Genomic DNA, 26,075 nt, shown 5'->3' on the forward strand with positions numbered 1-26,075 from the left:
AGGAGAAACTACTGTCAACTTTTCCTGACAGTTGTGAATTGGGATTTTTTCAGTGCGTCTTGAAGTCTTATGTGAAGATAGGCTCGGTCTTACCCGAGAACTGCTCGATATTTTAGCATCTAAAAGCATCGATTTGCGTGGTATCGAAATCGATATTAGTGGCATCATCTACTTAAACTGCCCGGATATTGATTTTGATACTTTTAGTGAGCTGATGGCTGAAATTCGTCGTATTTCCGGCGTCAAAGACGTTAGAAAGATTCAATTTATGCCAATGGAGCGCCACAATACAGAGCTACTATCATTGGTAGATAACCTCCCAGACCCTGTATTTGCGATTGACCTTAAAGGCGCTGTCGATATGGCAAATATGGCAGCACTATCATTACTTGGTCAGCACAAACAAGATGTGATCGGTACGCAAATTGGCACATTGCTACCAAGCGTGCGTTTTTCTCGTTGGTCTGAAGGTGTTAACGCGCGTACTCGTGAAAGTTTGGTGATCGACGGCTTAGACTACATTCTTGAGTTGATGCCCGTTTACATTAAAGACGAAGCGCAGAATTCGACTCTCGCCAGTACACTGATGACAATTCGTTCAAGCCAGCAAGGCTCACAAATTGAAGAAATACTGCCGTTACACAATCAATTAGGGTTCGAGCACTTTGTTGGTTTGTCTAACCGTCATAGGGCGTTGATAAACCAAGCGAAAAAACTGTCAGTTCTCGATCAGCCTTTATTGATTGAAGGTGAAACCGGCACTGGTAAAGAGATGCTAGCAAAAGCGTGTCACAGCCGTTCTGGTCGTGCGAGCAAACCGTTTCTCGTCTTGAGCTGTGCATCGATGCCTGATGATGTGGCTGAAACCGAACTGTTTGGCCATGCGCCAGGCTCGTTTAATCACGAGCAAGGTCATAAAGGCATTTTTGAACAAGCAAACGGCGGTACGGTTTTCCTCGATGAAATCGGTGAAATGAGCTCGCATCTGCAAATCAAACTTCTACGTTTCTTACAGGACGGTAACTTCCGGCGTGTGGGTGCAGAAGACGAAATGCACGTTGATGTTCGTATTATTGCTTCGACTAAACACAACTTGGCTGAGCTTGCTGAAGCTGGCAAGTTCCGTGAAGATTTATACTATCGTCTGAATGTCCTAACATTGAACATTCCACCTCTACGCAAGCGCTCGAACGATGTGGCACCGCTACTCGACTTGTTTGTAACGAAACACGCTCAACAACTCGGTATCGATAAGCCAGAGCTGGATGAGGAACTGGTAGATGCGTTAGCTAATTACCAATGGCCGGGCAACATGCGACAGCTCGATAACATGGTTCTGCGTGCATTGACTGAAATGGATGGGCATGTCCTAAAAACCGAAAACTTTAATCTGCCACAACCACAAGCAATGGGTGGCACGAGTACGACACTGAACCTTGATGGCTCGCTTGATGAGATAATGCGTGACTATGAATCGCAGATCTTAGAGCGTCTGTACCAATCGTTCCCATCAAGCCGTAAGCTCGCCAAGCGATTGAACGTTTCGCACACCTCTATCGCGAACAAACTTCGAGATTATGGTATTCGTAAAAGCTAGGATATTCGTAAAAAACGGGCTATCCGCAAAACTCATCCGAAATCAAATGGAAGTTGTCATTCATAATGGAAGATAAAAGCTCCTCTATCGCCGTTCACAAGTTGGACGGCGACTTGCTTCTGCGTACTGCAGAAATTGGCGATGCCGATATGATTGCGGCGTATTTTCAGACTAACCGAGAGTATTTGGCACCATTTGAGCCGCGACGTGAAGAAGCATTCTACTCCGTGAATGGTTGGCTTCAAAAGCTCATTAAGCTGAATGAACTGCATCGGCTGGGGCTTGGTTACTATTGTCTGCTTGTTCATGCAGAATCTGGTAAAATGCTTGGTACGCTCTCTTTTAGCAATTTGACTCGCTTTCCGCTATACGCCTGTAACGTAGGCTATTCCCTTGCAGAAGACGCACAGGGCAATGGTTATATGCGCCGCGCGCTTAAAATGGCCTGTGATTACATGTTCGACGTGCAAAAGTTACACCGTATTCAAGCTGGCTACATGCCACATAACAAGCGCAGCGAAGCGGTGTTACAGCATGTCGGTTTTGAGAGAGAAGGGTACGCAAAGGACTATTTGTTGATCAATGGTCAATGGCAAGATCACGTACTGACATCGTTGACCAACCCAAACTGGACAGCAGAGGCACGATAAATGGAAAGATTGGAAAAGCAACTAGCACTTCTCATTGAACTGGATCAGCTAAAAAGTGTACTTCGTCGTACTCGTGTAAAGAGTGCCGACCGACGCTTAGAGAATAGCGGTGAGCACAGTTGGCACGTTGCATTGATGGCGGTATTAATGCAGGAACATGCGAATGCACCAGTCGATATTGCTCGAGTGATGAAAATGCTGCTTATCCATGATGTCGTAGAGATCGACGCAGGCGATACCTTTGTTTATGATGTCGCAGCCTCAAAAGAGCAAGAAGAGAAAGAACTGAAAGCTGCAGAGCGTTTGTTTGGAATGTTACCAAGTGACCAAGGTGACGAACTGTTCGCCCTGTGGAAAGAGTTTGAAGCTGCACAAAGTGATGATGCGAAATACGCTAAAGCGTTAGATCGCCTTATCCCGATGCTGCTCAACTACCACAACGATGGTCAAAGTTGGAAAGAACATGGTGTCACGCGCGAGCAAGCGTTAACCATCAATAAAAGAATTGAATTTGGCTCTGTCATCCTATGGGACAAAGCTAAAGAATTGATTGAAGAAGCCACCGAGAAAGGTTGGCTGAAGTCGTAAGAAAGGAGACTGAATGTCTTATTTGCCTTTGGATGAATACCAAAGAAAATGGATTTTTACTCACCAGTCAATGCCAGTGCCTGAAGAGGACCTCGAGTTTATCAAGCCGATGAGTCAAGCTCGCGCCGCGCAGTTCTGGAAAGAGAACATTAGTGCACAAAGTCCCGATATGGATCGTTTGAGCTCGTCCGATTGGCCAATGAAAGATTCTAATTGGTCAGAAGAAGTCGATTGGATGACCGCTTGGGAAGCCGATGAACCTGAGTTACCAGAAGAAATCGCGGCGTTTATCGATTGGCAAGATGATGTCACGGTGTACTTCTGTTATGAGAAATACAACGTAATAGAGACGAAGTGGTCAACGTTCAAAAAATATTGGAAGAACTTCCTGTTTTATGATGATGGTCCGATCTTGCTCGGCCGCCGCCGTGCTCAAGCGCTTTGGTTTGATTCCAAAGGCAACGTCAAATTGGGCGAGCGTCACTAGGACATTATATTGCTGAAGCCACCGAGTTATGTCTAATAACTCGGTGGCTTTTGTGTCTCTATAGGTTTGATAAGGGACTTAACACTCCTCCTGCGCCACGTTCGATCACGTGGGTGTAGATCTGAGTCGTTTTCACATCGGTATGTCCAAGTTGCTCTTGGACGGTTCGTATGTCGGCACCTGACTCAAGAAGGTGGGTAGCAAAGCTGTGCCTAAGGGTATGGCAAGTCACCGACTTTTCTATTCCCGCATCTTTTGCCGCTCGTTTGACAGCCCTTTGTATTGCGCTTTCATTGACATGATGCCGTCTAAACTCACCAGTATCTGTATCTATGCTTAATTTGGTTGATGGGAAGAGAAAGTGCCAATTAAAATCCAATTCTGCCCCGGGATACTTCTTTCGTAACCCATCGGAGATATAAACACCGGCATACCCACCCATATGACGGTCTTTCTGATAATAATCTCTCGCTAGATTGACCTGCGCTTTTAGTGGGTCATGTAACTCTTTGGCTAATGTGACCGTTCTATTCTTACCACCTTTTCCTTGCCAGACTCTCAGTGCACCGTAGTCGTAATCAATATCTTGAATTCTTAGCCGTAAGCACTCCATGATTCGCAGGCCAGATCCATACAAAAGTTGGATATGGAGCTTGTATTTGGGGTCAATATGCTGAACAAAGCGTCGCACTTCGTCTCTTGTTAAGACAACGGGCAGCTTCTTCTCAGTGAGTGACTTTTGAAACCTCATATTCAATGAAAGTGGCATCTGAAAGTACTCTCGATACAAAAAAGAGATGGCGTTTAACGCAAGTGCCTGCGTTTTAACCGCTACTTTTTCATCAATAGCAAGATGACTTAGAAAACATTCAACATCGTCTTCAGAAAGTTTAGAGGGGTGAGCTAGCTGGTGGAAGACAATGTAACGTTTTATCCAAAATAGGTAGGTTTCAATGGTCTTCTTTGCATAGTGACGCGAGATCATATGTTCTTTGACGCTGAGTAAAAACTGACTTTTCATTTTTTAATTTAACTGGTTATTTATACAGTTTTGTTAACTTAGCTCCTCATTAAGAATTAGGCGCCACTACGCTGTCTAATTGCGTGTGTGAGCACACAGATTCATACTGATTTTCTATTTGTTTCATAAAGATAAGTGCTAGCATGCATACTTTCTTTTGGAATGAAAGAAGGCGGTAGCGTGCCTGAAAGACGGCGACAGGCCGTATAGAAAGCGTTAGCAATCTTAGGAGAGACAGTGTGCAACATTTTAAGGGATGCAAATTAGTTGTTCATTGTAACGAGCAAATTATTACCTATAAAAGAGATAATACTTCTTCCATTTCATATCCGAATTGCTGGGATTTACCTGGTAGCGGTCGTGAAGAGAACGAAACGCCAGAGGATTGTGCGCTTAGAGAGCTGAAAGAAGAGTTCGGTATCGAACTGTGCCCTTCGCGTATTCATTACAAGCAAAAAGTAGAAAGTCATACAGGCTTTGGTTGTGCATATTTTCTTGCAGTTACGATAACCGAAAGTGAGTTACGCGAAATTCAGTTTGGCGATGAGGGGCAATATTGGAAGCTTATGGACATAGAAACGTACTTAGCCCTCCCAGACGCTGTGCCATCGAATCAGCAAAGAATAAGAGGCTATCTCAACCTATGAGTTCGTATTGCTAACAAGGCGTTTAAGACGGATTCACAACGCTTGGCGATCTCAGTATAAGTTTAATTTAGTGTTTAAGGTACAATGGTTTAGGTTTGGTGATTGGCGTTGTTCACCACTTAACGCGGCGTTATGTGTTTAAGAGGTTTTATGATTGACAGTCGATTGAAAAGGTATTGGTTAGCTGAGCTAGAGCAATCAGCTACATCTCTTGAAAAGCTTTACCGAAGTAATGATTGGGATGTCGAGCTGGAGTTTTCGGTTGAAAAATCCATTTTTCTCGGCTTTTACGCTATCCGTAAATTGAAAGAAAGCGGTTTACTTCCCAATAATGTCATAAGCCTTAACTGGAAAATTACGACTTACCCCATAGCAGAAAAGTCTAAACAAAATAAGTTCATAAATGACTACCAGCTTCTTTCTGGCGGCTCAAAGCAACTTAGTTTGGAGGCTTTATGTAATCAATTTGTACATAGCAACCACTTTTCACCGTTTGTTCCTGATAACCATGTTTGCGCAGGGTTCTTTTTTGCTTCAGACAGAGAGAGTAAAAAGGAATTGTATTATATGCAGCTTGTAAGCGTGATTAACGTTTTTCTTAGCGTGGTTCATGAGAAGAGAATGTCGTTAGAATTAGTACAAAATGAAAGTGAATTCTCTGTCAAGCTACCCAACACATAACAAGCAATTCAAGAGGGATTCTCAACGCTTGGCACTTTTGCTTCTACTTCAAATTTAGTGTTTACGGTACAATACGTTAGGTTGGGTGGTGGCGTTGCTCACCCCTTAATTGGGCGTTAGCAGCTTCCAAGTAAACGATAGATAAGAGGTTATCGGTGTTTGAAATTCCTAATTTTAAGCCTACAGAAGAAGATGTGATAAGAAACTCTAAACTAGAGACTCTCTATAATCACACCTTCGAGAAAGGTAGGTTTTTCCAAGTTATTTTCTCTGACGAGAAAGAGTTTCATATTCAGCTAGCTCCTCGGACAATGATGAAAGTTGTCTATCTGAAAGAAAAAGATGACATTGAGGGCATTAAGCTATGCAAGTTAGTCAGCGGTCAGGAGAAGCAAGTTATTGAACTTTCCAAGTTCAATATGCAGCAATTGAAAACGTTCTTGAATTTCATTCAAGAACTTGATTTGAAGGGGATAGCAGAGCGACGTATTAAGCTATCCGATGATTCAATGGATGTGCTTGATGCCGAGACAAAACAGAAAATAACCACACTACTTTCAGGTTCTGATGGTGGAGAAGTTGTTAGGGACTTACTGTCGCAAGGAATGATCACTACTCAGGATCTTGTGAATACGGGTTATCGGAAGTCACAGTTAGAAATATTCAAAAAACTACTGTCGTCAAACTATCTACCTCAGTATAAAGTCGATATCGGTAAGCCAAATACAAAAGACGAGACTGCATGGCAGCATTTCTTCGCGGTGAATCAATGGATATTCGGTTATGGTTTAGACTACCGATTCCAAGGTGTCTTACAAAAGGAGTTTCACGCGTCTGATACTAATGCGGGTGGCAGTGAAGGTGTTATTGCAGATTTCTTAATGGGTGACAATAAATTTACAACGTTTGTCGAACTTAAGTTACCTACAACCCCATTGTTTGGAACCGCTCAAAATAGAGCGCAGAGTTGGAAACTATCAAAAGAATTGATGGAAGCTTACTCACAAATTCTGGAACAAAAAGCTAGCGGAACGCTCAAGATTGAAACAACTCGAGATCTATATGCTGACGATTACAGCGAAATAAATCAGAATGCTTATGACTCGAAAACGGTTCTAATTGTTGGCAACTGGGCACAGGTTGATAATGCAGCGGAGCCCCCAGGAATCAAAAAAATGAAGCGCAAAACTCTCGAACTTTTCCGTCGAGACTCTCGAAACGTAGAAATCATTACCTACGACGAGTTATTTGAAAGAGCATCATTCATTGTTCTTAATGAGCATAAATCAAACAAATAGAACGCTGCTAACAATCTGTTTAAGAGTGATTCGCAACGCTTGGCATTTTTGCTATGCGTTGCGTTTTGTGTTTAAGGTGGTATGCGGCGGCTTTGGTATTGCGTAGCTCACACCTTAACAGGGCGTTAGGCGACGGGCAGGAAAGTTTCTTGTTCTCATCTTCTTAGGTCTCTCTGAGCATTCGTTTTTCTAAGTCGGCAATTCAACATTGTCGGCTCAAATTCTTGAATATCTCCAACCGTAAAACATGCCAAGTCTCGCGGGTTGCCTCATTGGTTTTTACAGTCGCTTGGTTGTGAGTTTCACTGGCTCAAAGTGTGGAAAGGGCAAGTTAATCGTAGCTTTCGTTTTTGCTATTAGCTCGTAGCTGTTAGTTTTTCAGGTTCAAAAACAGCTTAGTCGCTGCAAATTCGCATTTCGTGGTCGTTGGAAATTTGGCTGAAACATAGTGAGTTTTGTGGTTCTTGAATCACAAAAAGTCAGTGGGTGTTTGGTTGCTTATAGGGTTTAAGGTAATCTGCTTTAAAAATAACTTAAACACTGGTGGAAAACTTCGCCTAACAAGGCGTTTAAGGCGGATTCACAACGCTTGGCGGTTTTAGTTTCAGTCAGGTTTAGTGTCTAAGGTACAGTGGTTTAGGTTTGGTGGTAGGCGTTGTTCACCACTTAACGCGGCGTTAGTCGCCAGAAAAAGCTAGTAATCAAAATCATGTTTCTTAGCTCAAAATTTGGCAGCTGTTTGTTTGGTATACAGATTCATCGTCGATGGTCAAAACTCAGTTTCTGCTGTTTTAAGCCCAAAGCTTGGCAAGTGTCCTAGCGGTTGTTTTGTCCTTTGGTGCTGACAGAACAGGGCAATCGAGAGTCTGTTTTTGGTTGCAACTCTGCTCGGTGAGTTTGTTGGGTACAAAAGCCAATTTACTCGCTGAAATGACGTTTTCTCTGGTGTTGTAAGTTCCACGTGGTTTCAGTGACTTTGTTGAAAGTCCGTACTGTGAGATTGGCTTTCCAAAAGCGCTTTTTGGTGTTGTCAGTCCGTTTTCTACGACGTTGTTTGTTCTAAGTGGTTTAATTGAGTAGCCGCTTTGAGACTACGCCTGACTTAAATGCATCAAAGCACATAAAGTTTGTTGTTCGCAAAGTTTAGTTCGGCTTAAAATTGTCGCTCGGTGCCTCGCGACTAACAAACTGCTCAAGAGGGATTCGCAACGCGTGGCATTTTTACTATGCGTTGTGTTTGGTGTTTAAGGTGGTATGCGGCGGCTTCGGTATTGCGTTGCTCACCCCTTAGCAGGGCGTTATGTGATTGGTGGACAATTCATACCCTTTGGAGCTAAAATGCCCGCTCGCGGCTGCACATGAATTTCAGTCAACTTTAGAGAAAATACGATGATTGTAGAAAATGTGCTTCCTGAAAATTACGCAGAAATGCTTAGTGTTTGGGAAAATTCAGTCCGAGCAACTCATGACTTCATATCAGAAGAAGATATTGAGTTTTTTAAACCAATTATCATTGAGCAGGCTTTTCCTGCTGTCACGTTAAGATGTGTGAAAAATGAAAGTGGTTCAATTTTAGGTTTCGTGGGAATTCACGACTCAAAGGTTGAAATGCTGTTCATCTTAAACGAGGCAAGAGGGCAAGGTGTTGGTAAGGTGCTACTGCAATACGCAATAGAGCAGTTAGGCGCAACCAAAGTCGATGTAAACGAACAAAACCCGCAAGCGGTAGGTTTCTACGAGCATATGGGTTTTAAAGTTGTTTCTCGCTCGCCGCTTGATGATATGGGAAAACCTTTTCCAATTCTGCATATGACACTTTAATGCTCGGTTTGTCGTAACCAGTTTGTCAGAAGAAACGCCCAAAGCTAATAACTTTGGGCGTTTCCGTATGCGGCTAAAAATCACATAACAAAGCGTTTAAGACGGATTCCCAACGCTTGGCATTTTCAGTTTGAATCGGCTTTAGTGTTTACGGCACAATAGTTTAGGTCTGGTGGTAGCGTTGCTCACCACTTAACGCGGCGTTATGTGCTTTGGTGCTGATGACGTATAGATGTACATGAAAGTCATTTTAAAATAGGTAAAAGGAATTACTATGTCCAAAAAGGAATCGAATAAAAGTACTGCAATAAAGTTGGGTTTGTTCATGGCTGGCTCGGTATTTGGTGCAGCCTTGTATATCTTTTTTGCGTTTCCAACATCTTGATTGTTCGGGTTGCTAAATTTCGTTACTTGAATAGCTCATGGTTAGGCTCAGGCTACGTGTAGGGATAGAATGTTAGTTGCCATCGTATACATTATTGTCACAATTCTGATGGTTAAATTGCTTTTAAAGAAGAAAGTCTCCAAAAGTGTACTTTTTTATTTCACTCTTGAACTCTATTTTGGTGCAGTTGCGGTAGCCTCTTATATCGATTAGCTGTTCAGAGAGTAAAGGTGTTTAATTTTAGCACGCACATAACAAATTGTTTAAGAGTGATTCGGCACGCGTGGCATTTTTACTATGCGTTGGTTTTAGTGGTTAAGGTGGTATGCGGAAGCTTCGGCATTGCGTGCCTCACACCTTAACAAGGCGTTAGGTGAATTAATGGAATATCACTACACAAATACTGATAGATTGATGCAGCTAAATGACTTAAAAGGACGTTTGACGCTTTTAATTGCTCATCTTCAACTAAATCATAAAGATGCCAAGATAGTTTCAATATACGAGCGTGCTTTGTTTGACGTAGATGAGCTGATTTGCAATGGTTTTAACCAAAATCAATTGTCGAATGTTAGTGATTCAATCCCAGATCTTTTTAATCGGCACAAAGATTGGGTACCTCCCTTAGAAGTTGGCTCTGATGGTAAGTTGTCTGAGCCGCAATGGTTTTTAGTGTTAGAGAACTATCTTCAACCTGTTCTAAAAAGTGCAAGGGAACTAAAGGAGTTGGGTGCGCGATAATTCACCTAACAAACTGTTCAAGAGGGATTCGCAACGCGTGGCATTTTTACTGTGCGTTGGTTTAAGTGATTAAGGTGGTATGCGGCAGCTTCAGTATTGCGCTGCTCACCCCTTAACAGGGCGTTAGTTGTCTTAGTCAGAGAGAGGAAATCTGTGTCATATTTTGTACCAGCATTATTGATAGCAACGGTATATGTAATCACCCAGTATGTGTCCAGAGCTGAAGGAAAGGTGTTTAGAGTAGAAGCGGGAAAAATTATCGTTTCGGCAATAATTGTATTCTCTAGCTTATATGTTGCTCAATTTTTAAATGAACAGAGTCAAAAAGAGAGAGACTCTGAGTTGGTTACGCAAGTTCTATATATTGCTAGGAACGAAATTGATGATACAACAGAGATTCTACGTAGATTGCCAGATGAATTGAGTAAGGCTGTTGATTTAAATTCAGAGTATACGGTTGAGATGCTCATGAACGACAATGTCATTGAAATTCCGCCAATTGTTGACTCAGCTTTGAGTGATATTAATATATTACGAACAATACACCCCCAATCAGCATCTGCATTGTATGTTGCACTTTCAAACTCAAAAAGTGCGCTTTATACACTACATAACAGAAATATAAATCGCCAAAGCTTTTATCAGCTTGTAGAGCAAGCCAATGCTTTCTTAGGTAGCTTAAGTGAGTTCATGAAATATGAGCTAATGCTACAACAAGGTGTAGTAAACGAAGAAGAGTTCTTCGATTTACATAAAGCGCATAACAAAAAAGTTAATAAGCACACAACATCAACTGCTTACCAAACAGAAAACTAACAAACTGTTTAAGAGTGATTCGCAACGCGTGGCATTTTTACTATGCGTTGCGTTTAGTGTTTAAGGTGGTATGCGGAAGCATCGGTATTGTGTTGCTCACACCTTAACAGGGCGTTAGCCCACAAGAGAGAAATAAAAAGTAGAGTTCGATGATCAAAGGTAAAGTTATAGAGTGGAATGACTCAAAAGGTTATGGATTCATTTCGGCATTAAATGGTGAATTAAGAGTTTTTCTCCATATATCAACGGTTCAGAGTAAAGGTCGACGCCCTAAGGTCGATGATGAAGTTAAATTTGAAGTTAACGAAGACAAAAAAGGGCGTTACAACGCCACTAATGTAACAATTCTAGGTTCCGGCTCGGTACCTTCAACAATCATGTTTAGCATCGTTTACTTAGTTTTAGCGAGTACAGCTGTATTCATATTAGGTGGTGAGAAGCTGTTCATTGCAGCTTATATCCTGATGTCCATTGTTACCTACGTAATGTACGCAATAGATAAAAATGCCGCTCAAAACGGCAAATGGCGGACACCAGAAAATACGCTTCATCTTTTATCGTTACTCGGTGGTTGGATGGGGGCATTATGTGCTCAAAATCAACTTCGTCATAAGTCGAAAAAACAGCCATTTAAATCGATTTTGTGGCTGACGATATCCGTAAATATTGGAGCATTTGTTTGGACATTCACTCCATCAGGTTCGGTGTTCGTTCAGAACTTTATTAGCAATTGGTTCTAGCACTAGCGGTGAGATGTGGGCTAACAAACTGTTTAAGAGTGATTCGCAACGCGTGGCATTTTTACTATGCGTTGGTTTTAGTGTTTAAGGTGGTATGCTGCGGCATCGGTATTGCGTTGCTCACACCTTAACAGGGCGTTATACGAATAAGGAAATTCAGCAAATGGAAACAGTCTTAATCACTGGAGCTTCAAGAGGTATTGGGCTTGAATTAACTCGTCAGTTTTTAGCTTTAGGTTATAGCGTCATCTCGACTTATCGTGGCCAGCCTTCAATGCAGTTAAAAAGCATGCTTGTTAATAGTTCGCTGACACTACATGAACTAGAGGTTACTAATGAAAGCTCAATAGCTAATTTGGCCTCTAAGCTATCCAATGTTCAGTTAGACATACTTATCAATAATGCGGGTGTCATTGGTTCAGATGAGCAATCCATGGAGGCTATCGACCCAAAGGAATGGCTCAATACCTTTGCAGTGAACTCAATCGCGCCTCTTATGGTTAGTCGAGCTCTTTTAGGGCTTATCGAAACTAGTGCAAACCCTCGTATTATTACCGTCTCAAGTCAAATGGGGGCATTAAACCGAGAAAGCTATGGTATGTATGCGTATCGAAGCTCAAAAGCAGCGGTTAATAAGGTAATGCAAGTTTTGGCATTGGAACTTAAGCCTAAAGGAATTGTTGTGTGCCCAATTCATCCTGGCTGGGTGAAAACGGATATGGGTGGTAAGGACGCAGATATCACTGTTGAAGAAAGTGCATCAGGTATTGTAAAGCTTATAAGTAACTTGACCTTAGAACAAAGTGGTAAGTTCTTAACATGGCAGGGGGCGGAACACGTCTGGTAAAATTCGTATAACAAAGCATTTAAGAGTGATTCGCAACGCTTGGCGGTTTCGCTTCGCTCAAGTATAGCCAAGCGCCGCTCACACCTTAATGCGGCGTTAGTTGTCTTAGTCAGAGAGAGGAAATCTGTGTCATATTTTGTACCAGCATTATTGATAGCAACGGTATATGTAATCACCCAGTATGTGTCCAGAGCTGAAGGAAAGGTGTTTAGAGTAGAAGCGGGAAAAATTATCGTTTCGGCAATAATTGTATTCTCTAGCTTATATGTTGCTCAATTTTTAAATGAACAGAGTCAAAAAGAGAGAGACTCTGAGTTGGTTACGCAAGTTCTATATATTGCTAGGAACGAAATTGATGATACAACAGAGATTCTACGTAGATTGCCAGATGAATTGAGTAAGGCTGTTGATTTAAATTCAGAGTATACGGTTGAGATGCTCATGAACGACAATGTCATTGAAATTCCGCCAATTGTTGACTCAGCTTTGAGTGATATTAATATATTACGAACAATACACCCCCAATCAGCATCTGCATTGTATGTTGCACTTTCAAACTCAAAAAGTGCGCTTTATACACTACATAACAGAAATATAAATCGCCAAAGCTTTTATCAGCTTGTAGAGCAAGCCAATGCTTTCTTAGGTAGCTTAAGTGAGTTCATGAAATATGAGCTAATGCTACAACAAGGTGTAGTAAACGAAGAAGAGTTCTTCGATTTACATAAAGCGCATAACAAAAAAGTTAATAAGCACACAACATCAACTGCTTACCAAACAGAAAACTAACAAACTGTTTAAGAGTGATTCGCAACGCGTGGCATTTTTACTATGCGTTGCGTTTAGTGTTTAAGGTGGTATGCGGAAGCATCGGTATTGTGTTGCTCACACCTTAACAGGGCGTTATGTGAATGGAGCGTATATTGAAAATATCAGTCGTCGAAAATGGTGAAATTGAGGCGCATGAAGCTGCACTTAATACACATCTAAACTCGGTTTTTGGCCAAGATTTTACGGTCAATTTTAATCACGAGTTCGTTTGTGCAGTTCTCATTGAAGACGAAAATCAGATTGTTGCTTCTGGTTTTGCTTACAGTCGTTTAATGTCACAAGGTTCAACAAGCTTCAAAGCGGGCATAGTTGGCGGCATTGCTGTTGCACCAAATAAGCGTGGTCTTGGCTTAGCCAAAGTCATCGTAAAAGAACTGGATAAATACTTGGTATCTTTTGGTGTAACTCATTCTTTTCTCTTTGCTTATGAGCCAGATGTATATCGAAGTTCAGGGTATTCAGAGTTGCTTTTGCCTATTCATTACTTCGACATACAGCAGAAAAATTGGAATGCTTTTGTCTACCGCGGAGGCATGGTTAAGACTTACAAAGGCAGTCACGTCTTAAGTAATCAAGTCATTGAGTTTAATGGTTGTGTGTATTGAGCGCGCTGGAAAAATTCACATAACAAAGCATTTAAGAGTGATTCCCAACGCTTGGCGATTTTAGTTCAAGGTTGGGTTTCGTGTTTACGGCGCAATGGTTTAGGTTTGGTGGCAGCGTTGCTCACACCTTAATGCGGCGTTATGTGTATTTAGAAGAACAAGGAAAGTTCACATGAAAAATATTGCAATGGGCGTGGTCGTAAGAGATGGAAAAGTTCTTATCCAAAAGCGCTTCAGACGAGGGCAAGGAATGGTATTTGAATTCCCAGGCGGTTCTATTGACCCTGGTGAGTCAGGTAATCAAGCAGCAGTTAGAGAGCTGTGGGAAGAAACGGGACTGCAAGGTTTAAAGCGACTCGGTAGTCATCAAGCTAAAAATGATTTTGGTGGTGAAATTCATTATGTTGTTTTACGTGCGGGTAATGATACTGAGCCTCAGATGATTGATGAAGTGTACTAATTCAGACCTGATCTGACAGTTACCCACTTTTAGACTCGGTGCCTGTCAGATTATATTTGGGCTAAATTCTTTTCAGCCCAAATTGACTTCCCATCCTCTAATGTTTCTATTGGCGTTCTGCCGCAACACATTTTTCCTTGATGGGTACGATGATTGTTGTAGTAGTCCATCCATTCGTCCAGATCTTTCTGCAACTCCTCCATCGAACCATACAGTTTCTTTCTGAATGTTACTTGGTAGAACTCATTCAATATGGTCTTGTGGAAGCGTTCGCAGATACCATTTGTCTGCGGTGACATTGCTTTCGTTTTTGTGTGGTCGATATCATTGATGGCCAGATAGAGTTGATAGTCATGTTGATCAACACGGCCACAGTATTCAGTCCCTCGGTCTGTCAAAATTCTCAACATTGGTAGTTCATGATTCTCGAAGAACGGCAGAACCTTGTCATTCAGCATATCTGCTGCGGTGATTGGTGTTTTTGTCGTGTAGAGCTTTGCGAAAGCTATTTTGCTGTAGGTATCAACGAACGTCTGCTGATAGATACGCCCAACACCTTTAAGGTTGCCAACATAGAATGTGTCCTGGGAACCGAGATAGCCTGGGTGGGCGGTCTCTATCTCACCACAAGCTTCATCATCATGCTTCTTGCGCTCGAGAGCAGCGACTTGCTCATCCGTTAGAATGATACCGTTCTCAACAACTTGCTTTTCTAAGGCAATGAGGCGTTTTTTGAAGTTTTCTAGGTCGTTGCGAAGCCAAATTGAGCGAACACCACTCGGAGAAATAAATACTCCCAGTTTACGTAGTTCGTTGCTTGTTCTCACTTGCCCGTGGGCAGGGAAGTCTATGGCATATTTTAGGACGGCTTGCTCGGTTTCACTATCGACTCTGTTCTTTAAGTTTGGTGCTCTTCTGCTCTGATTAATCAGAGCATCAATACCGCCAGTTTCAACCAGCTCTTGATAGCGATAAAACGTGTCTCGAGAGACACCCATAACCTTGCAGGCTCTAGATACATTACCAAGCTCTTCTGCAAGATTGAGAAGCCCAGCTTTGTGTTTGATAATTGGATTGCTAGTATGAAGCATGAGAGTTACCTCTTATTGTCTTTGATTGATGACTAAGCACCTTTAATCAAAGTGGGTAACTCTCTTCTTTTCAAATTGAAGTGTCAGATCTAGTCTGAACTAATACAGATGAAGTTAGGCAGCAAACTTTCTTTTGGCTTGAGCCAAGTGCTATTCCACTTGGTGATTTTTATCGAGCTGATATCGAATTTATAGAGAATCACTTAAGCCAATACACATAACAAACGCTTCAAGACGGATTCGCAACGCGTGGCACTTTTATCATGCGTTGATTTTAGTGATTTAGGTGGAATGCGGAAACATCGTATTGCGTTGCTCACCACTTAAGCGGGCGTTAGTACGGGTTTGACATCAAAGGTCATAAGTTCAGGTGTTTATCTGTTTTGGCGCTCGTATTTACACCTTTCAGTTAGTGCCTTTCACGATCTTTCCGGTGGCACTATATGCGGAGTGCTCGCTTTGATTTCACCGTCTACGGCTTCTAACTCTTAGCCTATTTCTTTGGTGCTTCTTCATTTTCGTGGTGGCTTTTGAGAGAACCTCGATTACTTTTGTTGTGGCTGTTGAAGTACGAGGAAAGAATCCTTTTCTAATTTTAAGCCAGTGAAAGCAGGGCAGTTCAGTGCGTTTTTCTTCTAGCCAACTTTCGTCTTTCATTCGGGGTAAAGTTTTGTAGCTGCCCGTCTCACTTCAGTGTTCAAAGCCTTTCATATCATGCGACTTTTCAATATCTTGGAGCGCATAATTAGAAGTGGCACATGTACTAACAAATTGCTTAAGAGTGATTCGTAACGCGTGGCATTTTTACTATGCGGTGGCTTATGGTGATTAAGGCGCTGTGCGGTAGCTTTTGTATTGCGTTACTCACACCTTAGCAAGGCGTTAGCCCTTTTTTAGGAAATGATATGGAAATCGTACAAGAAATAGATGTTTCAGAATTGCATCACAAGGCAATCGAAGCATTAAGAAATCAAGCTTTTCCAGACCACCAAGTAAGTCGTTCTTATTTTAAGCAGTTACCTCATATGCGTGCCCTTCATTTTCAAGGTGAACAGTTGGTTGGCTATCTTGGACTGGATTATCGCGTTGTTAGCGTCGGTGGGGAAATACATAAGGTTCTTGGCGTAATCGACTTTTGTGTTGACGAACGTTATCGAGGGCAAGGTATTGGCTCTTTCATGTTGTCAGAAGTATCGGCATTTGCTGAAACTAAAGACGTTGATTTCATAATCCTCATATCTGAGTTACATGATTTCTACTCATCAAATGGCTTTAACAAAGTTCAGTGTATGCAGTCTTGGTTAAGGCTTCACGAGCACACCAACTTTGGAGTTGCTGTAGAGCATATTGATGAACTGTATGTGAAACCACTCAGAGATAAGCAGTGGGGTGTTGGACATTTTGATTGGCTAGGTTATATGTACTAGTCAACCACAGGGCTAACAAAGCATTTAAGAGTGATTCGCAACGCTTGGCGTTTTCGCTTCGCTCAAGTATAGCCAAGCGCTGCTCACACCTTAATGCGGCGTTATATGCTTTCAAGTTTCAAACAATAAAAGGACTTAAAAATGATTCTAAATCACGTCTCAGTTGGTGCTTCTGATGTGGTAAAAGCAGTTGGTTTTTATGACTCAGTTCTTTCTACGTTGTCTATCAAGCGTGCTCACTATATAGAAAATATCGCAGCGGCTTATGGTGAAAACTTTGAGTTTTGGGTCGGACGTCCCTGCGAAGGAAAAACTACATCAAGTAATGGTGCTCATATTGCTTTTAATGCGCCTTCAAAAGAAGCTGTTGACCAGTTCTATGCTACAGCCATTGAGTTAGGCGGTTCATGTGCAGGTAAGCCAGGATTAAGACCAGAATATGGTGAAACTTACTATGCAGCGTTCATTCATGACTTAGACGGAAACAAAATCGAAGCAGTTTCAATGTAGCTTCGAGTACGCATATAACAATAAATTTAAGAGTGATTCACAACGCTCGGCGCTTTCACTTCAAGCAAGTTTAGTATTTATGGCACAATGGTTTAGCTAAGGTGTTAGCGTTGTTCACACCTTAATTTGGCGTTAGCACACAGGTTCAATATTCGTGATTAAGGAAGAGGTAAATGTCTAAAGATGAAACGCTTCTACATTGTGGAAACTGCAATCAGAAGACGGCTCATAGAAGACTAAGTACATCTGAAGTGGAAGCTCAGCAGCGAGTGAAGAATAGTACTAAGTCTCGCATTCTAAATATCGTTTTTGGTGTCCTACTAGGCTCAAGCAAATCAGAATCGCAGGTTAGTTATTTCAGGTGCAAGGTCTGTAATGCGGATCATGATAGCAATGAAAGCTTGCCTCATGGTTGGGGTTAGTCTGTTCGTAACCCTATGTGCTAACAATAAATTTAAGAGTGATTCACAACGCTCGGCGCTTTCACTTCAAGCAAGTTTAGTGTTTATGGCACAATGCTTTAGGTAGGGTGGTTAGCGTTGTTCACACCTTAATTTGGCGTTATATTTCCGAGTCCCCCACGTTTAGTAGACACTTTACTAAGTTAGAACTAGGGTCTAATTGAGAGGTGATTTATGGCTAAACATCGTAATCCCGCGTACACCGAAGAGTTCCGCAAAGAAGCAGTGCGCTTGGCCAGTCTTCCTGGCCGAACGGCTGTCTCTGTTGCTAAGGAGCTGGGCATCAGTGCCCAGCAGATCCGGAACTGGAAGCGCCAGTTCACACGCCTATCTGATAAACAGTTTAACACCTTAGATGGTGTCGATTATTCGAAGAAAGAGTCCGAAGAGCTTCGAGCGCTAAGGCGCGAGAACAAGCGACTCAAAGATGAAATGGAATTCCTAAAAAAGGTCTCGGCGTACTTCGCGAAGCAGCAAGAGTGAAGTACGAGTTCATTGAAAGCTATACCGGCGAGTACTCGATTAGCTTAATGTGTCGTACGTTAGAAGTGAGTCGAGGTGGTTACTACAGGTGGTGTCATCATACGCCGAGTGAGCGTTCAAAGCGGCGAGAGCGCTTTGAACAGCTCGTCATGTGTACCTTTGCCCAATATCGGGCACGTTACGGTTCAGTGCGAATAGCCGAAGAGCTCAACGAAGCAGGCCATGCCTGCTGCGTGAATTATGTGGCTGATATTATGAAGGAAAAAGGTATCAGGGCACGTAATGGCAAAGGGTTTAAATACAGCAAGGATGTGGCTGCGATGACGAATGTTGCTGACAACTTACTGCGTAGAGACTTTGTATCTGAGACACCGAATCAGAAATGGGTCACAGACATCACGTATATCTGGGTGAAGAGCCGTTGGCTCTTCCTAGCGACAGTGATGGACCTGCATTCAAGGCGCATCGTAGGTTGGTCGCTAGGGACAACGATGACCGTCGAGCTCATCACCAATGCGCTAAAAATGGCGTTTGAGTCACGTAAGCCGCCTAAGGGCGTCATTATCCACTCGGACCGTGGTGTACAATACAGAGCATATAAATATCAAGACTTCATGCGCAAGCATGGAGGTGTACCAAGCATGAGTCGGCAGGGTAACTGCTGGGATAATGCGGTGATGGAGTCGTTCTACAGTCGACTGAAAGTCGAACTGATATACGCAGAAGACTATCAAACTGTCGAAGAAGCCCGAATGGGCATCTTCGAATACATCGAGGTATTTTACAATCGCAGAAGAAGACACTCAGCGTTGGGGCATGTCAGCCCAGTTGAGTACGAAAGTATGTAGTTATGTACTGTCTACTTTTTGTGGGGTACACCAATTTCAGGAGGTGGTGGATATTTAGTTAGAGTGGTCTACAGTTCTGATTGCTTACAATAAATCATGATTAAGGAGGGTCTAAGCATGGCATACAAATTCAGAGAGCTAAATAAGTCAACCTTTGAAATGTTAATTAACAACGAACTGTGGTGTGCAAAACCAGAAACTCTTAATGATCCTTTTGATACGCAAATAGATCGCCAAAATCTCGAAGAACTTTACCAAGGTGTATTTAGTGACCAAGACGAAATAAATCACAGGATCAACGACTTAGCTGATATATTTTCCGGCGTAGGTATATGCTCATTCAGTAAACGAATCGATAGCCCAGTAATGTGGTCTCATTATGCTGATGAACATAAAGGTATTTGCATAGAATTTGATCTCGTTCAGATTAGAGAACAAAATATTGACCTGACTATTCACGATGTAGATTATCAGAAAATACTACCTGAGCTAGACTTTGTTCAATTGGATAAAGGAGAGGGAGTCTTATCACCGAAAAGACAAAGTGCCAACCCATACGCCAAGATGCTCAACACAAAAGACGTTACTTGGGAATATGAAAAGGAAGTTAGGCTCATAAAATATGATGGGCACGGAGTTGCTAAGTTCTCTCCTTCCTGCATTCGTAGTATTTATTTCGGAATGCGTACATCTGAAAGAGATGTTAAAACGTTGAAGAGAATCATGAATAGCGATGCTCATCAACATATAACATGGTTCAAGGCGATAAAATCTAAAACTGAATTTAAGGTAGAGTTTCAAGAAATATAACAATCTGTTTAAGAGTGATTCGCAACGCGTGGCATTTTTACTATGCGTTGCGTTTAGTGTTTAAGGTGGTATGCGGTGGCATCGGTATTACGTTGCTCACACCTTAACAGGGCGTTAGTCGCCAGAAAAAGCTAGCAATCAAAATCATGTTTCTAAGCTCAAAATTTGGCTGCTGATTGTTCGGCCCACAGGTTCATCGTCGTTGGTCCAAACTCATTTTCAGCTGTTTTAAGTCCAAAGTTTTGCAAGTGTCCTCGCGGTTGTTTTGTTCTTTGGTGCTGACATAGCAGGGCAATCGAAAGTTTGCTTTTGGTTGCAACTCCGCTCGGTGAGTTTGTCGGTACAAAAGCCGATTTACTCGCTGAAATGACGCTTTCTCTGGTGTGGTAAGTTCCACGTGGTTTCAGTGACTTTGTTGAAAGTCCGCATTGTGAGATTGGCTTTCCAAAAGCGCTTTTTGGTATTGTTAGTCCGTTTTCTGCGGCGTTGTTTGTTCTAGGTGGTTTCATTGAGTAGCCGCTTTTAGACTACGCCTGACTTAAATGCATCAAAGCACATAAAGTTTGTTGTTCGCAAAGTTTAGTTCGGCTTAAAATTGTCGCTCGGTGCCTCGCGACTAACAAACTGCTCAAGAGGGATTCGCAACGCGTGGCATTTTCACTATGCGTTGAATTTAGTGATTAAGGTGGTTTGCGGCGGCTTCGGTATTGCGTTGCTCACCCCTTAGCAGGGCGTTATATTTTTCTGAGGTTTCGATGGAACAAATAATTTCTAGATCATTTGATGAAATGGTCGCGACTTACACCCGAACGCTAACAAACTTTTATCCAGCGCGAGGGAGTACTGGTTTCACAGAAGCTAACCAAGTTCATATCTACGTAAATGCCCTAGTGAAATGTCTCGATGATGATCGAGCTGTATCATGGCTTGAGTTTCCTTGGGTTGAGAAAAAGCAGCACATTGATGGTTTTGTTTTTTCTCCTAAGCACAAAGCTGTTTTTTTCATTGAGGAAAAACGTTTATCTCACACAAAGAAAAAACAAGAAATTATAAACGATATTGAGCGTCTACATCATCGAGACAAACAGTTCCTTAATGACAATGGGGTTACCGGTTTCGAAAGTGAATACGTAGTTGCTTTATCTGATGTTTGGCTTGAGACAAAGTGGAAACGTTCGATGCCTGAATGGTGGTGTGGACTAAACAATGTACCAGAGCAAGTTGTGGCACATGGTTCACTTAGTACTCCAGATAGTACCATTCACAATAGCTTGGTTGATCTAAATTGGCACCGAAGTACCCCATTTGCATACTGGATGGGTGAGCATTGTGAAAGCGTAAAAAACTACTGTTTACTGATGGCGGCATCAAAAATATAACAAACAATTTAAGAGTGATTCCCCACGCTTGGCATTTTTGGTTTGGATTTGGTTTAGTGTTTACGGTGTTCAAATTGAGTGTCGTGCTAGCGTGGCTCACACCTTAATTGGGCGTTAAGTGCCCCGCCAAACAATAGTGTCAACATACAAGAATGCGAAATATTTATGGCAAGATATCGAAAAAATGGAAACTATAGATACAGAGCCCGTCACTCAAGTAAACCTAGTATAGAAACTGGCATCTATTTTGATATCAGGCAAGTTTATCCTGAGGAAACTGAAGCGTTAGAAATACTTCGTGAAAAAATCAGAAAAGGTTACTCTTTACCAGCTTTCATTGAGAACATAATTTTCAAATTTATGGTAGGCGCAGTTTTAATATCAGCGTTCGTTTCTTTTTCAAGCGACTCATGGGATTCTTTCTTTGTTCGCTACGCATTCGTCCTGTCTTTAGCTGTTTCTTTTGCAATAGTTTGGGTGTGGGAAAATTTGTTTAAATGGTTCAACCCTTCACTTTTCAAACAAAAAGAAGCCTTAGAATTATTCGTAGAAGATAAAAAGAAATTATTGCTGCTTGAACGCAATAGTAGACCTAGTGGATTTCAGTCACTTACTTTAAATGAGTTTAAAGGGTTAAAGTCTGCTCTTCATGCACCGTTATCTCCAAAGACCAAGGGCAGTTCTTGTGTTTATCATATTGCAGTAAATGGTTGGGATTTAACTAAAGGATATGTTGGTGTCAGTAACAACTTTTTCAAAAGAAAGCAGCAGCATTTCAGTTCACTAAAAGTTGGTGAACATGAAAACAAGAAATTGCAGGATGCTTTTAATCTCTATGGTTCTGAGCTCAAAATGAAAATTCTACACAATGGTATTTCTGAGAGTGAATCTTATTTTATTGAAAAAAAATACAGACCAAATGCCAACATGGCTTTGAATATTAGACGCGGTGGTAAGTAGCACTTAACAAAGCATTTAAGAGTGATTCGCAACGCTTGGCGTTTTCGCTTCGCTCAAGTATAGCCAAGCGTCGCTCACACCTTAATGCGGCGTTATGCCTCAATAGGAAAAGGAACTTTCGATGTTTAAACTCGAGACTAAGCGTCTGATTATTAGGGATATGACTCTGAACGATGAAGATGCTTTTGTTGCTATGTCTCAGGATGCTAAATATCAGCGTTTCTATGACGAAAGCGATTGTGACCCTAATAAATACCGAGAGTTAACAAGCTTGTTTATCGCTCAGGCTTCTGAGAAGCCAAGAAGATCATACCAATTAGCTGTCGAGTGTAAGGTGTCAGGTGAGCTCGTTGGGACTGTTTGTTTACGGCTAGAGGACAATCAGCAGGCTTCGATGGGGTGTGCATTTTTGAGAGCCTCTCAAGGTAATAAGTTAAGTCATGAAGCCGCCTTGGCTCTGGCAGATTTTGGGTTCTCGGAGTTGGGAGTTCACCGCATTTATGCGGAGACAATCAGTAAAAACCTGCCAGCTATTAAGCTCTGTAAGTCTCTGGGTATGCGCCAAGAAGCACATTTTGTGGAGCATCGTTTTTTCAAAGGACAGTGGTGGGATACAGTTGTTTTGGCAGTCCTTCGAGCCGAGTGGGGCAAGGCATAACAATCTGTTTAAGAGTGATTCGCAACGCTTGGCATTTTTGCTATGCGTTGCGTTTAGTGTTTAAGGTGGTATGCGGGAGCATCGGTATTGCGTTGCTCACACCTTAACAGGGCGTTAGGTTAATAGGAGAAAACGTGCAGTTTTTTGCAAGATATAAACAAGTTATCGCTGGGGCGATTTTGGGATTCTACGCTTTTGCTGTGGTTTTTTCTTATGCCTCAGAACAATCTACTAATATAATTAAAGTTCTGAATTCTCTAAGTGACTTGATATCATCAGCTGGAGCCATTGCTGCTCTATTTACATTAATTCATCTTGTGAGTGAGAAAAGAGAGGAAGAGCGTAACAGGCATATTTCTAGCGCTAATTATCTGTTAGTTCAGTTACTAAGCCAGGCTTGGGTCACTCGGGAATATATTAAAAAGGTATATCAAGGTTATGAAACTGGAAATGCTGAGAAGTGTATAAATCTAATAATGCCTAGATATTCGGTTGACCACCTTCACAAGCTAGATTTAGAGAAGTACGCGTTTCTAATCGGTGGGTATGATCCTAATTTCTTCGCAAAACTATCGAATTGTAAGTTTAACACTTCTGCCATAACGGAGTATGTTGACAATCGTATTGATTACTATACGACCGAACTTGTTGAACCATGTAAACATATAGCTTCCTCAGATGGTTTCAAGCTCAAACAGGTGGAGGAAGAAATTGAACCATTGGTTATAGGTTCTTTGATTTCTTCAACTGATAGGATTTTATCTCAGCTTCAAACTACTGAAAGAGATCTTATGATGTTACATTCGTTACTTTACTCTCATATGAAGAAAAAATTCCCAAAGGAAATGTTTATCAAGCCGTCGGTTGAACATTAACCTAACAAACTGTTTAAGAGTGATTCGCAACGCGTGGCATTTTTACTATGCGTTGGTTTAGGTGATTAAGGTGGTATGCGGCGGCATTGGTATTGCGTCGCTCACACCTTAACAGGGCGTTATGTGCTTTGGTGTTCGTGACGTTTAGATGAGCATGCAAATCATTTTAAATTAGTAAAAGGAATTACTATGTCCAAAAAGGAATCGGATAAAAGTACTGCAATAAAGTTGGGTTTGTTCATGGCTGGCTCGGTATTTGGTGCAGTCTTGTATATCTTTTTTGCATTTCCAGCATCTTGATTGTTCGGGTTACTAAGTGTCGTCGGTTGGGTAGCCACGGTTAGGCTCAAGCTACATGTAGGGATAGAATGTTAGTTGCCATCGTATACGTTATTGTCACACTTCTTATGGTTAAAGTGCTTTTAAAGAAGAAAGTCTCCAAAAGTGTATTTTTTTATTTCGCATTTGAACTCTATTTTGGTGCAGTTGCGATCGCCTCTTATATCGATTAGCTATTCTGTGAGCAAAGGTGTTCAGTTTAAGCACGCACATAACAAACTGTTCAAGAGGGATTCGCAACGCGTGGTATTTTCACTATGCGTTGATTTAAGTGATTAAGATGGTATGCGGCGGCATCGGTATTGCGTTGCTCACCCCTTAACAGGGCGTTAGGTTTCTCCGCGGGAAACATCGAATTCGAGGATTTTGGATCATGGATTATCAAACGAAGCTACAACTTGCGCACAAAGAATTAAGTGACAAAGGTGTTTGGAAGTCGAACTACAATCCTCCACTTGTAAAGTTGTTACGTAAACTAGGACTGTGTTTTCCACCACCCTATTATCAAAGCTTCTTTGCAAACGTTATGCTTTGTGTGGCTTTCTTTGCTCCTGTTTGGGGAGTCTTTCAATGGTTTCTTGTGTGGAACGAGTTAGGTAAACCAGTTTTAGAAGCAGTTTTCATTTCGTTACTTACTGGTGCTTTGTTTGGCTTGGTTATGGCAACCTTCTATTACATTAGGCGTAAGCAATTAAATCTAACAGATTGGGGTTCTCTGGGGGAATAAGCCCAAAACCTAACAAACTGTTCAAGAGGGATTCGCAACGCGTGGCATTCTTACTGTGCGTTGGTTTTAGTGATTAAGGTGTTATGCAGCGGCTTCGGTATTGCGTTGCTCACCCCTTAACAGGGCGTTATGTGCCCAGTGTGACTTGTCTTACATTATGTGCGATTAGGTGTCTATATTATGTGCGATAGTCATTCATAAGGAGTGGTTATGGCAATTACAAGTAAGTTCAAAGTTGTTGTGTCCGTCGTGGCTATGGCGATATCTTCGATTTTCCTAGCTCTAGACTTATTTGGTGTAATTCCTTTTCTAGTTTTAGTTGTTTCTTTTTTCACAGCAGTTATTCAAGGAAGTCTGTGTTTCCTAGGTTATCAAGATGGCGACATGTTTGAAGCCTATCAAGACTTGGAGCGCACAGAAGCTACAGCCTTTACAAACTTGTTCAAGGATAAAAAGGACTGTGAGAAGCATTGAAGTCGGCACATAACAAGCAATTCAAGCTGATTCGCAACGCTCGGCACTTTCGGTTTCAATTTGTTTAGTGATTAAGGTGAAGTGTTCGGCGTGGTCGTAGCGTTGCTCACAACTTAATTGGGCGTTAGTCGCCAGAAAAAGCTAGCAATCAAAATCATGTTTCTAAGCTTAAAATTTGGCTGATGATTGTTTGCTATATAGGCTCTTCATCGATGGTTAAAACCCAGTTTCAGCTGTTTCAAATCCAAAGTTTTGCAAGTGTCCAAGCAGCTTTTTTGTTCTTTGGCGCTGACAGACCAGGGCAATCGAGCGTCTGTTCTTGGTTGCAATTCTGCCCGGTGAGTTTGTCGGTACAAAAGCCGATTTACTCGCTGAAATGACGTTTTCTCTGGTGTTGTAAATTCCACGTGGTTTCAGTGACTTCGTTGAAAGTCCGTACTTTTAGATTGGTTTTCCAAAAGCGCTTTTTGGTGTTGTCAGTCCGTTTTCTGCGGCGTTGTTTGTTCCAAGTGGTTTCATTGAGTAGCCGCTTCGAGACTACGCCTGACTTAAGTGCATCAAAGCACATAAAGTTTGTTGTTCGCAAAGTTTAGTTAGGCTTAAAATTGTCGCTCAGTGCCTCGCGACTAACAAACTGTTTAAGAGTGATTCGCAACGCGTGGCATTTTTACTATGCGTTGGTTTTAGTGTTTAAGGTGGTATGCGGCGGCTTCGGTATTGCGTTGCTCACACCTTAACAGGGCGTTAGTCGCCAGAAAAAGCTAGCAATCAAAATCATGTTTCTGAGCTTAATATTTAGCAGCTGTTTGGTTGGTACA

At 41.9% G+C, this 26,075-nt stretch carries 28 protein-coding genes and 2 pseudogenes; 26 read left to right on the plus strand and 4 right to left on the minus strand.

Annotation, left to right across the window (positions count from 1 at the left end):
- Positions 1–52: 52 nt before the first annotated feature.
- The 4 genes from tyrR to BSZ04_RS14820 all read left to right on the plus strand — a co-directional run bounded on the left by tyrR (position 53) and on the right by BSZ04_RS14820 (position 3,322).
- On the plus strand, positions 53–1,597 hold the full coding sequence (gene tyrR, locus BSZ04_RS14805) for a transcriptional regulator TyrR (protein ID WP_088880692.1): 1,545 nt from the start codon (positions 53–55) through the stop codon (positions 1,595–1,597).
- Between the two features lie 65 nt (positions 1,598–1,662).
- Positions 1,663–2,247, plus strand: coding sequence for a ribosomal protein S5-alanine N-acetyltransferase (gene rimJ / locus BSZ04_RS14810; RefSeq protein WP_010448793.1), 585 nt, complete (start codon positions 1,663–1,665; stop codon positions 2,245–2,247).
- A complete protein-coding gene (locus BSZ04_RS14815; RefSeq protein ID WP_010448795.1) occupies positions 2,248–2,835 on the plus strand; it encodes an HD domain-containing protein in 588 nt (195 codons plus the stop codon).
- A 13-nt stretch (positions 2,836–2,848) separates the two neighbouring features.
- The gene (locus BSZ04_RS14820; RefSeq protein ID WP_038886994.1) at positions 2,849–3,322 is read left to right on the plus strand and encodes a DUF2947 domain-containing protein; all 474 of its coding nucleotides are present in this window, start codon (positions 2,849–2,851) and stop codon (positions 3,320–3,322) included.
- A 58-nt stretch (positions 3,323–3,380) separates the two neighbouring features.
- Here BSZ04_RS14820 and BSZ04_RS14825 read toward each other — a convergent pair whose 3' ends face one another.
- Positions 3,381–4,343, minus strand: coding sequence for an integron integrase (locus BSZ04_RS14825; protein WP_088880693.1), 963 nt, complete (start codon positions 4,341–4,343; stop codon positions 3,381–3,383).
- A gap of 239 nt (positions 4,344–4,582) precedes the next feature.
- Between BSZ04_RS14825 and BSZ04_RS14830 the strand changes: the two genes are divergently transcribed.
- The 3 genes from BSZ04_RS14830 (at position 4,583) to BSZ04_RS14840 (ending at position 6,969) form a co-directional block, all read left to right on the plus strand.
- Positions 4,583–4,990 (plus strand): NUDIX domain-containing protein, encoded by a 408-nt coding sequence (locus BSZ04_RS14830; protein ID WP_088880694.1) that lies wholly within the window; start codon positions 4,583–4,585, stop codon positions 4,988–4,990.
- Positions 4,991–5,140: 150 nt separating this feature from the next.
- Positions 5,141–5,671 carry a hypothetical protein gene (locus tag BSZ04_RS14835; protein ID WP_088880695.1) on the plus strand — a complete coding sequence of 177 codons (531 nt, stop codon included), beginning with the start codon at positions 5,141–5,143 and terminating at the stop codon, positions 5,669–5,671.
- 155 nt (positions 5,672–5,826) lie between these two features.
- Positions 5,827–6,969 (plus strand): Shedu anti-phage system protein SduA domain-containing protein, encoded by a 1,143-nt coding sequence (locus tag BSZ04_RS14840; protein WP_088880696.1) that lies wholly within the window; start codon positions 5,827–5,829, stop codon positions 6,967–6,969.
- A 769-nt stretch (positions 6,970–7,738) separates the two neighbouring features.
- On the opposite strand, the pseudogene BSZ04_RS25410 reads toward BSZ04_RS14840, so the two are convergent.
- A pseudogene (locus BSZ04_RS25410) lies at positions 7,739–8,042 on the minus strand (hypothetical protein).
- 316 nt (positions 8,043–8,358) lie between these two features.
- On the opposite strand from BSZ04_RS25410, the gene BSZ04_RS14860 reads away from it, so the two are divergent.
- The 8 genes and pseudogenes from BSZ04_RS14860 to BSZ04_RS14915 form a co-directional block, all read left to right on the plus strand.
- The gene (locus BSZ04_RS14860) at positions 8,359–8,790 is read left to right on the plus strand and encodes a GNAT family N-acetyltransferase (RefSeq protein WP_088880699.1); all 432 of its coding nucleotides are present in this window, start codon (positions 8,359–8,361) and stop codon (positions 8,788–8,790) included.
- 766 nt (positions 8,791–9,556) lie between these two features.
- Complete coding sequence (locus tag BSZ04_RS14870; RefSeq protein ID WP_025523617.1) at positions 9,557–9,916, plus strand: hypothetical protein; 360 nt, start codon at positions 9,557–9,559, stop codon at positions 9,914–9,916.
- 153 nt (positions 9,917–10,069) lie between these two features.
- Positions 10,070–10,732, plus strand: a complete 663-nt coding sequence (locus BSZ04_RS14875) for a hypothetical protein (protein ID WP_151899063.1) — start codon at positions 10,070–10,072, stop codon at positions 10,730–10,732.
- Positions 10,733–10,881: 149 nt separating this feature from the next.
- On the plus strand, positions 10,882–11,472 hold the full coding sequence (locus BSZ04_RS14885) for a cold shock and DUF1294 domain-containing protein (protein WP_170827120.1): 591 nt from the start codon (positions 10,882–10,884) through the stop codon (positions 11,470–11,472).
- 163 nt (positions 11,473–11,635) lie between these two features.
- A complete protein-coding gene (locus tag BSZ04_RS14895; RefSeq protein WP_088880703.1) occupies positions 11,636–12,319 on the plus strand; it encodes an SDR family oxidoreductase in 684 nt (227 codons plus the stop codon).
- A gap of 126 nt (positions 12,320–12,445) precedes the next feature.
- Positions 12,446–13,108, plus strand: coding sequence for a hypothetical protein (locus BSZ04_RS14900; RefSeq protein WP_151899063.1), 663 nt, complete (start codon positions 12,446–12,448; stop codon positions 13,106–13,108).
- A gap of 134 nt (positions 13,109–13,242) precedes the next feature.
- On the plus strand, positions 13,243–13,755 hold the full coding sequence (locus BSZ04_RS14910) for a GNAT family N-acetyltransferase (protein WP_088881609.1): 513 nt from the start codon (positions 13,243–13,245) through the stop codon (positions 13,753–13,755).
- 172 nt (positions 13,756–13,927) lie between these two features.
- Positions 13,928–14,209: pseudogene (locus tag BSZ04_RS14915) on the plus strand (NUDIX hydrolase); the annotation flags it as partial.
- A gap of 56 nt (positions 14,210–14,265) precedes the next feature.
- On the opposite strand, the gene BSZ04_RS14920 reads toward BSZ04_RS14915, so the two are convergent.
- Entirely contained in the window at positions 14,266–15,306 is a 1,041-nt protein-coding gene (locus BSZ04_RS14920; RefSeq protein WP_088880544.1) for an IS481 family transposase, read from the minus strand.
- Between the two features lie 905 nt (positions 15,307–16,211).
- Here BSZ04_RS14920 and BSZ04_RS14935 point away from each other — a divergent pair.
- From BSZ04_RS14935 to BSZ04_RS14960, 5 genes are all read left to right on the plus strand, one after another.
- Positions 16,212–16,733: a GNAT family N-acetyltransferase gene (locus BSZ04_RS14935; protein ID WP_069507797.1), complete on the plus strand. Its 522-nt coding sequence runs from the start codon at positions 16,212–16,214 to the stop codon at positions 16,731–16,733.
- Positions 16,734–16,874: 141 nt separating this feature from the next.
- On the plus strand, positions 16,875–17,243 hold the full coding sequence (locus tag BSZ04_RS14940) for a VOC family protein (protein WP_088880705.1): 369 nt from the start codon (positions 16,875–16,877) through the stop codon (positions 17,241–17,243).
- 635 nt (positions 17,244–17,878) lie between these two features.
- Positions 17,879–18,187 carry a transposase gene (locus BSZ04_RS14950; RefSeq protein ID WP_004413754.1) on the plus strand — a complete coding sequence of 103 codons (309 nt, stop codon included), beginning with the start codon at positions 17,879–17,881 and terminating at the stop codon, positions 18,185–18,187.
- Positions 18,184–19,035, plus strand: coding sequence for an IS3 family transposase (locus BSZ04_RS14955; RefSeq protein WP_088880707.1), 852 nt, complete (start codon positions 18,184–18,186; stop codon positions 19,033–19,035). Before BSZ04_RS14950 ends, BSZ04_RS14955 begins: the two co-directional genes overlap by 4 nt.
- Before the next feature lie 117 nt (positions 19,036–19,152).
- Positions 19,153–19,845: a DUF2971 domain-containing protein gene (locus BSZ04_RS14960; protein ID WP_161493759.1), complete on the plus strand. Its 693-nt coding sequence runs from the start codon at positions 19,153–19,155 to the stop codon at positions 19,843–19,845.
- A 158-nt stretch (positions 19,846–20,003) separates the two neighbouring features.
- Here BSZ04_RS14960 and BSZ04_RS14970 read toward each other — a convergent pair whose 3' ends face one another.
- Positions 20,004–20,354: a hypothetical protein gene (locus BSZ04_RS14970; protein ID WP_088880710.1), complete on the minus strand. Its 351-nt coding sequence runs from the start codon at positions 20,352–20,354 to the stop codon at positions 20,004–20,006.
- Between the two features lie 246 nt (positions 20,355–20,600).
- Here BSZ04_RS14970 and BSZ04_RS14980 point away from each other — a divergent pair, with 246 nt between their 5' ends.
- The 6 genes from BSZ04_RS14980 (at position 20,601) to BSZ04_RS15020 (ending at position 25,257) form a co-directional block, all read left to right on the plus strand.
- Positions 20,601–21,224, plus strand: coding sequence for a hypothetical protein (locus BSZ04_RS14980; protein WP_088880711.1), 624 nt, complete (start codon positions 20,601–20,603; stop codon positions 21,222–21,224).
- A gap of 165 nt (positions 21,225–21,389) precedes the next feature.
- A complete protein-coding gene (locus BSZ04_RS14985) occupies positions 21,390–22,184 on the plus strand; it encodes a GIY-YIG nuclease family protein (RefSeq protein WP_088880712.1) in 795 nt (264 codons plus the stop codon).
- A gap of 121 nt (positions 22,185–22,305) precedes the next feature.
- On the plus strand, positions 22,306–22,842 hold the full coding sequence (locus BSZ04_RS14990; protein WP_088880713.1) for a GNAT family N-acetyltransferase: 537 nt from the start codon (positions 22,306–22,308) through the stop codon (positions 22,840–22,842).
- A 134-nt stretch (positions 22,843–22,976) separates the two neighbouring features.
- On the plus strand, positions 22,977–23,717 hold the full coding sequence (locus BSZ04_RS15000) for a hypothetical protein (RefSeq protein ID WP_088880714.1): 741 nt from the start codon (positions 22,977–22,979) through the stop codon (positions 23,715–23,717).
- A 712-nt stretch (positions 23,718–24,429) separates the two neighbouring features.
- Positions 24,430–24,783, plus strand: coding sequence for a DUF6404 family protein (locus BSZ04_RS15010; protein WP_088880715.1), 354 nt, complete (start codon positions 24,430–24,432; stop codon positions 24,781–24,783).
- A 210-nt stretch (positions 24,784–24,993) separates the two neighbouring features.
- Complete coding sequence (locus BSZ04_RS15020; RefSeq protein ID WP_088880716.1) at positions 24,994–25,257, plus strand: hypothetical protein; 264 nt, start codon at positions 24,994–24,996, stop codon at positions 25,255–25,257.
- Positions 25,258–26,075 lie beyond the last annotated feature (818 nt).

This window comes from Vibrio rotiferianus (genome assembly GCF_002214395.1).
GTDB lineage: Bacteria > Pseudomonadota > Gammaproteobacteria > Enterobacterales > Vibrionaceae > Vibrio > Vibrio rotiferianus.